The 5,839-nt window shown below is 38.3% G+C and carries 3 protein-coding genes; all 3 read right to left on the bottom strand.

Annotated elements, in window-relative coordinates:
* Positions 1-1,599: 1,599 nt before the first annotated feature.
* The 3 genes from R0J88_RS18560 to R0J88_RS18550 all read right to left on the bottom strand — a co-directional run bounded on the left by R0J88_RS18560 (position 1,600) and on the right by R0J88_RS18550 (position 5,110).
* Entirely contained in the window at positions 1,600-2,091 is a 492-nt protein-coding gene (locus R0J88_RS18560) for a hypothetical protein (RefSeq protein WP_410900677.1), read from the bottom strand.
* Positions 2,088-2,423 carry a hypothetical protein gene (locus R0J88_RS18555; protein WP_410900676.1) on the bottom strand — a complete coding sequence of 112 codons (336 nt, stop codon included), beginning with the start codon at positions 2,421-2,423 and terminating at the stop codon, positions 2,088-2,090. Before R0J88_RS18555 ends, R0J88_RS18560 begins: the two co-directional genes overlap by 4 nt.
* A gap of 1,241 nt (positions 2,424-3,664) precedes the next feature.
* Positions 3,665-5,110, bottom strand: a complete 1,446-nt coding sequence (locus R0J88_RS18550) for a capsule assembly Wzi family protein (RefSeq protein ID WP_410900675.1) — start codon at positions 5,108-5,110, stop codon at positions 3,665-3,667.
* Positions 5,111-5,839 lie beyond the last annotated feature (729 nt).

Here is a 5,839-nt window from a genome sequence, read left to right as displayed (position 1 = left end):
ATCACCACAGAGAAGACAAGGAGCAGTGCAGGAGAAAATAGTATATTTCCTCTGTGTAGCGCGCAGCGCCTCGGTGCGCTCGGTGGTGGAAATTGTTTTATGGTTAAGCTTTGTACTTGATTTATAAAGTAAATAAAACATTATTATCACCACAGAGAAGACAATGAGAAGTAAAGGAGAAGATGCTAAAAAATAGTATGTTTCCTCAGTGTAGCGCGCAGCGCCTCGGTGCCCTCGGTGGTAGAAATTGTTTTTTAGGCAAGCTTTGTGTTTGGCTGATAAAGTGAATAAACACTATTATCACCACAGAGAAGACAATGAGAAGTACAGGAGAGGGTACTAAAAAATAGTATGTTTCCTCAGTTTAGCGCGCAGCGCCTCGGTGCTCTCGGTGGTAATTAAACTCCATTAAGAAATACAACAAAAAGTGATTTATGCACCACAGAGAAGACAAGGAGCAGTGCAGGAGAAGTGATTTTAAAACCAATTCATTGTATTAAGCTCTTCTCTGTGTAGCGCGCAGCGCCTCGGTGCTCTCGGTGGTAGAAATTGTTTTTTAGGCAAGCTTTGTACTTGATTTATAAAGTAAATAAAACATTATTATCACCACAGAGAAGGCAAGGAGCAGTGCAGGAGAGCTGATTTTAAACCATATATATTGTATTACGGTCTTCTCAGTGAAGCGCGCAGCGCCTCGGTGGTAGAAATTGTTTTGCGGTTAAATTTTTTGCCTAAATGATAAAGTGAATAAAAAACTATTATCACCACAGAGAAGACAAAGAGAAGTAAAGGAGAAGCCATTTAAAAACCAATGCATTGTATTAAACTCTACTCAGTGTAGCGCGCAGCACCTCGGTGTTCTCGGTGGTCAAAATTGTCTTGCGGTTAAATTTTTTACCTAAATGATAAAGTGAATAAAACACGATTCTCACCACAGAGAAGACAAAGAGAAGTAAAGGAGGAGATGCTAAAAAATAGTATGCTCCCTCAGTGTAGCGCGAAGCGCCTCGGTGTTCTCGGTGGTCAAAACTGTCTTGCGGTTATATTTTTAACCTAAACGATAAAGTGAATAAAACACTATTATCACCACAGAGAAGACAAGGAGCAGTGCAGGAGAAGTGATTTTAAAACCAATTCATTGTATTAAGCTCTACTCAGTGTAGCGCGCAGCGCCTCGGCGCCCTCGGTGGTAGAAATTGTTTTATGTTTAAGCTTTGTACTTGATTTATAAAGTAAATAAAACATTATTATCACCACAGAGAAGGCAAGGAGCAGTAAAGGAGAAGCCATTTAAAAACCAATGCATTGTATTACGGACCTCTCAGTGTAGCGCGCAGCGCTTCGGTGCTCTCGGTGGTAATTATTTTAGAGTTATTTCCACAAGGCGTGAAGCTTGCTCACGCAAAAGGTTGTTAACGAAACTATAAGTAAATTAAACGCGCTAGCAAGCAAAGCGCCTACATAAATGCGTTGAGGTACGCTTGGTGGCCAGCGGTTTTAAAGACAGGTTTAATTAATCGGTGTGATTTGGCAGTTATTAAAAAAACTATAACTGCCGCTATTATTCGTCGATATAATCAACTAAAAATAATCTTTGTTTTATTCAAAACTTTCCATTGTTTTCATTAAATTAAACGGCTTGTTTAGTTTTTCTATTTTTAAAAACTGCTCTCTTAGATTTTTAGGTAAAACAAAGTAGTCAATTTTAGTTCGCTCATAGGCTAAAGGTATTGCCATAATTAACTTATTATAGTTTTCAAAGATAGGTTTATGAGTATCATCTAAGGCTTGTAATTTTGCAGATAATACTGTGAATTTTACTAACTCATTATGCGTGCATAGATCTTGAGTTTTTGCGTAATGGTAAGCTATTGCGCTGCTTAGTATGTTCCAATCATCTGTAATATGTTTTATATCATTAGGAGTTACAACGACTTCTGATGCCTGACATGCTTCTAGTTTAGATTCGTAAGCTTTAATAGCATTATTATATTCAGCAGCCAGATAATCGTTAAGTGTTCTTTCTGGTGTATCTGCTAACAATGGAAAAAAAACTGTAAGTGTTAAAATTAAAGTAATAAGTTTTTTCATTTTGCAGCCTCACAGCCTCTATATACCGCTTTCCAAAATTGCCTTTCTTTACTGCTTTTAGCTTTAATAGCTTGAAGACCTGATATAGTTTCTATTGTTTTTCTGGCGATACTGGGTGATGCTTTTAGTGCAGAGTTAAAATAATCAAAATCAGTTTGAGTAAGGTTGTAATGGCTTTTGATAAGTCCGTTGCCTGCAAAAATATTAGCAAATGTACCACCTACAATAGCTGCATTTAGCCATTGATTTACCTGCTTTATCCGCCTTATTTCTTTTATTGCTAACTTACCGCGTTCAGAGAATTCTAAGTCGCTAATTTCAGGGCATTTCATATTACTTTCCTTGTTTTGTAGTACTCCTACGTAAAACTTACCATAAAACGAATAATTAACACTAATTAAATTGCCGATAGCGGTGTTTTGCAATTAAATTTTTTACCTAAATGATAAAGTGAATAAAACACGATTATTACCACAGAGAGGACAAGGAGCAGTGCAGGAAAAGTGATTTTAAGGCCAATTTATTGTAATAAGCTCTTCTCTATTTAGCGCGTAACACCTCTGTGTTCTCAGTAGTCAAAATTGTCTTGCGGTTAAATTTTTTACTTAAATGATAAAGTGAATAAAACACTATTATCACCACAGAGAAGATAATGAGAAGTACAGGAGAAGGTACTAAAAAATAGTATGTTCCCTCAGTGTAGCGCGAAGCGCCTCGGTGTTCTCGGTGGTCAAAATTGTCTTACGGTTATATTTTTAACCTAAATGATAAAGTGAATAAAACACGATTATCACCACAGAGAAGACAAAGAGAAGTACAGGAGAAGATACTAAAAAATAGTATGTTTTCTCAGTGTAGCGCGCAGCGCCTCGGTGTTCTCGGTGGTCAAAATTTTCTTACGGTTATATTTTTAACCTAAACGATAAAGTGAATAAAACACGATTATCACCACAGAGAAGACAAAGAGAAGTAAAGGAGGAGATGCTAAAAAATAGTATGTTTCCTCAGTGTAGCGCGTAGCGCCTCTGTGTTCTCGGTGGTCAAAATTGTCTTGCGGTTAAATTTTTTACTTAAATGATAAAGTGAATAAAACATTATTACCACCACAGAGAAGACAAAGAGAAGTAAAGGAGGAGATGCTAAAAATAGTATGTTTCCTCAGTGTAGCGCGCAGCGCCTCGGTGCTCTCTGTGGTTAAAACTGTTTTGTGGTTAGGTTTTATCAAGTGAATAAAACATTATTACCACCACAGAGAAGACAAGGCGCAGTGCAGGAGAGCTGATTTTAAGACCAATTCATTTTATTACGCTCTTCTCAGTGTAGCGCGCAGCGCCTCGGTGTTCTCGGTGGTCAGTTTTTTTTGTATTTAGGCGTTTAACTGAATTATTAAAGTAAATAAAACATTATTATCACCACAGCGAAGGCAAGGAGCAGTGCAAGAGAAGTAATTTTAAGACCAATTCGTTTTATTACGTTCTTCTCAGTTTAGTGCGCAGCTAATCGTTACGCTTGGTGGTAATTTATTTTAAGAGTTATTTTAACGTAGGCGCGAAATAGATTCGCGCTTTCGAATTTAAAAGTTAGCTGAGAGGGCGATTCTCGAAAATGCTTCGCCATAAACATCTTTACCTAGGTAAAGCTCAGCGCCTAGGCTTTTAGCACCCCAAACAGGTTTGTTTAGTTTACGCGTATAGGCTGTTTGTAGTTCATAACTGGTTTCGTAACCATCACGTTTGTTTGTAAGGCCACGTAACGTTGTATTTAAGCTTTCTTTAGCGCTAAGCTGCCAATGCCAATTAACACTCATCGATTTAGCTGGGGTATAGTCGGTATAATCGTGCTCGTCGCCAGCCCAGTGGCCAATAACATTGCCTGAATTACGATTTCCGTCTTGGTATATACTATTTGCATACCAGCTTTTTTGTAAATTACTATGTTCAAAACGTAGGCTGTGGTTGTTTGCAATAAATGGTAAATAAAGCCCGAAGCTGTATGCGTTATTGCGAGAGCCGCCACCCAGTGTATCTTCAAGCGCAACTTCACCATAAAGCTCATACGGCAAATCAAATAGGCTGTTATTGTATTCAAACGTGATTGAGCCTAATTGGTCGCCCAGTTCGAAATTTGCATCAACCTCTTCGGCATCGGCACGAGTTATATTATCTTTTCCGCCAGGGTCAAAAAAACCTTCGGCAAAATCTTTCAATGTAACGCTGCGCGGGCCACCACCAAATTGCATTAAGCGACTTAAGCCAATGGTTAGATTGTCGGTAGCAGCAAAGCTGGTATGAAGGCCAAATAAATAAGGTTTACCTGGTTTGTATTCACGAGTAACTCCTTTCTGTTTTGTCCCTTCTAAAATTCCACGCTGCTCGGTCATTTTACTAATAAACATGTCGTATCGAATATTAAAGCTGGTTATTGGCTCAACATTACTTATGGTAATTGACGGTGTTGTTTTAGCGTGTGTACTTAATAGCATGGCGCTGTCGTTAAAAGGTGAATACCAGTGTTCACGGTAGCCTATATCGAGTTGGGCGTATTTATAACCTAGGTAAATAAAGCTTTGTGTTGGAAGTATTTCGTCTTCGTTTGCAATGCTTGCCACACTTACACCAAAGTAACGGCCAAAGTTAGCGTAAGCGCCACCTTCAACAATTAAGTTGGTTTTAGTGGTTTGCCCACGTTGGTTTGGCAGTGTTTTGTTTTTTGTACCGGTAGCAAGGGTCGCTTTAGCAAATGTACCTGCATCGCTTTGAATATATGGGCTTATTTGGTACGACAAAGTTTGGTAAAGCTCTGGATAACTATGCCTTATGGTTTGCAATACGTTATATATGTCGTGCGCTTTATAAGGCTTGCTCATAATGTGCGTATTTTTACTTACTGCTAAAAGGCGCTCTACATTATGCTCTAACTCTGGTGCTTGGTTTAAAGGTAAATAGGGAGACACGCCTCCTTTAGCTAAAGCGTTTGTGCTTAATGCTAATGCTATAAGTAGCGATGTTTTTTTGAGCATAATTATTCCGTTAGCCAATTTTTAAAGTAAGTAAATACGTTAATGCGAGGTTAGCAATAAATACGTTAGTAAGAAAGAAAAAGCGTTAATACATAGTGGTTTTAAGTTGCTAGTTATAAGGTTGAAGTTTCTAGGTATTAGATGGTAGTTACAGGTGTTAGTTTTCCATTTAAGTTGGCGGCAGTTATCAGAATAGTCATTAAGGTTTGTATTGATGGGCGTTATTTACAAAAGTGACTTATTCACCACAGAGAAGACAAGGAGCAGTACAGGAGAAGTAATTATAAAACATACATATTGTATTACGCTCTTCTCAGTGAAGCGCGCTGCGCCCCAGTGTTCTCGGTGGTAATTAAACTCCATTAAGAAATACAACAAAAAGTGATTTATGCACCACAGAGAAGACAAGGAGCAGTGCAGGAGAAGTGATTTTAAAACCAATTCATTGTATTAAGCTCTTCTCTGTGTAGCGCGCAGCGCCTCGGTGCTCTCGGTGGTAAAAATTGTTTTGTAGCTTAGGCTTTGCACCTAGTTGATAAAGTGAATAAAACATTATTATCACCACAGATAAGACAAGGAGCAGTACAGGAGAAGTAATTCTAAAACATATATATTGTATTACGCTCTTCTCAGTGAAGCGCGCTGCGCCCCTGTGTTCTCGGTGGTAGAAATTGTTTTGTAGCTTAGGCTTTGCACCTAGTTGATAAAGTGAATAAAACATTATTATCA

Source organism: Pseudoalteromonas sp. SIMBA_162 (assembly GCF_046535955.1).
GTDB classification, from domain to species: Bacteria; Pseudomonadota; Gammaproteobacteria; order Enterobacterales; family Alteromonadaceae; genus Pseudoalteromonas; species Pseudoalteromonas marina.
This window is presented reverse-complemented; position numbering and strand designations above follow the sequence as displayed.

What these genes read in the sequence shown, in the direction of transcription:
- R0J88_RS18550 (WP_410900675.1), bottom strand. Translation starts at nt 5,110, where the DNA reads ATGCTCAAAAAAACATCGCTACTTATAGCATTAGCATTAAGCACAAAC.
- R0J88_RS18555 (WP_410900676.1), bottom strand. Translation starts at nt 2,423, where the DNA reads ATGAAATGCCCTGAAATTAGCGACTTAGAATTCTCTGAACGCGGTAAG.
- R0J88_RS18560 (WP_410900677.1), bottom strand. Translation starts at nt 2,091, where the DNA reads ATGAAAAAACTTATTACTTTAATTTTAACACTTACAGTTTTTTTTCCA.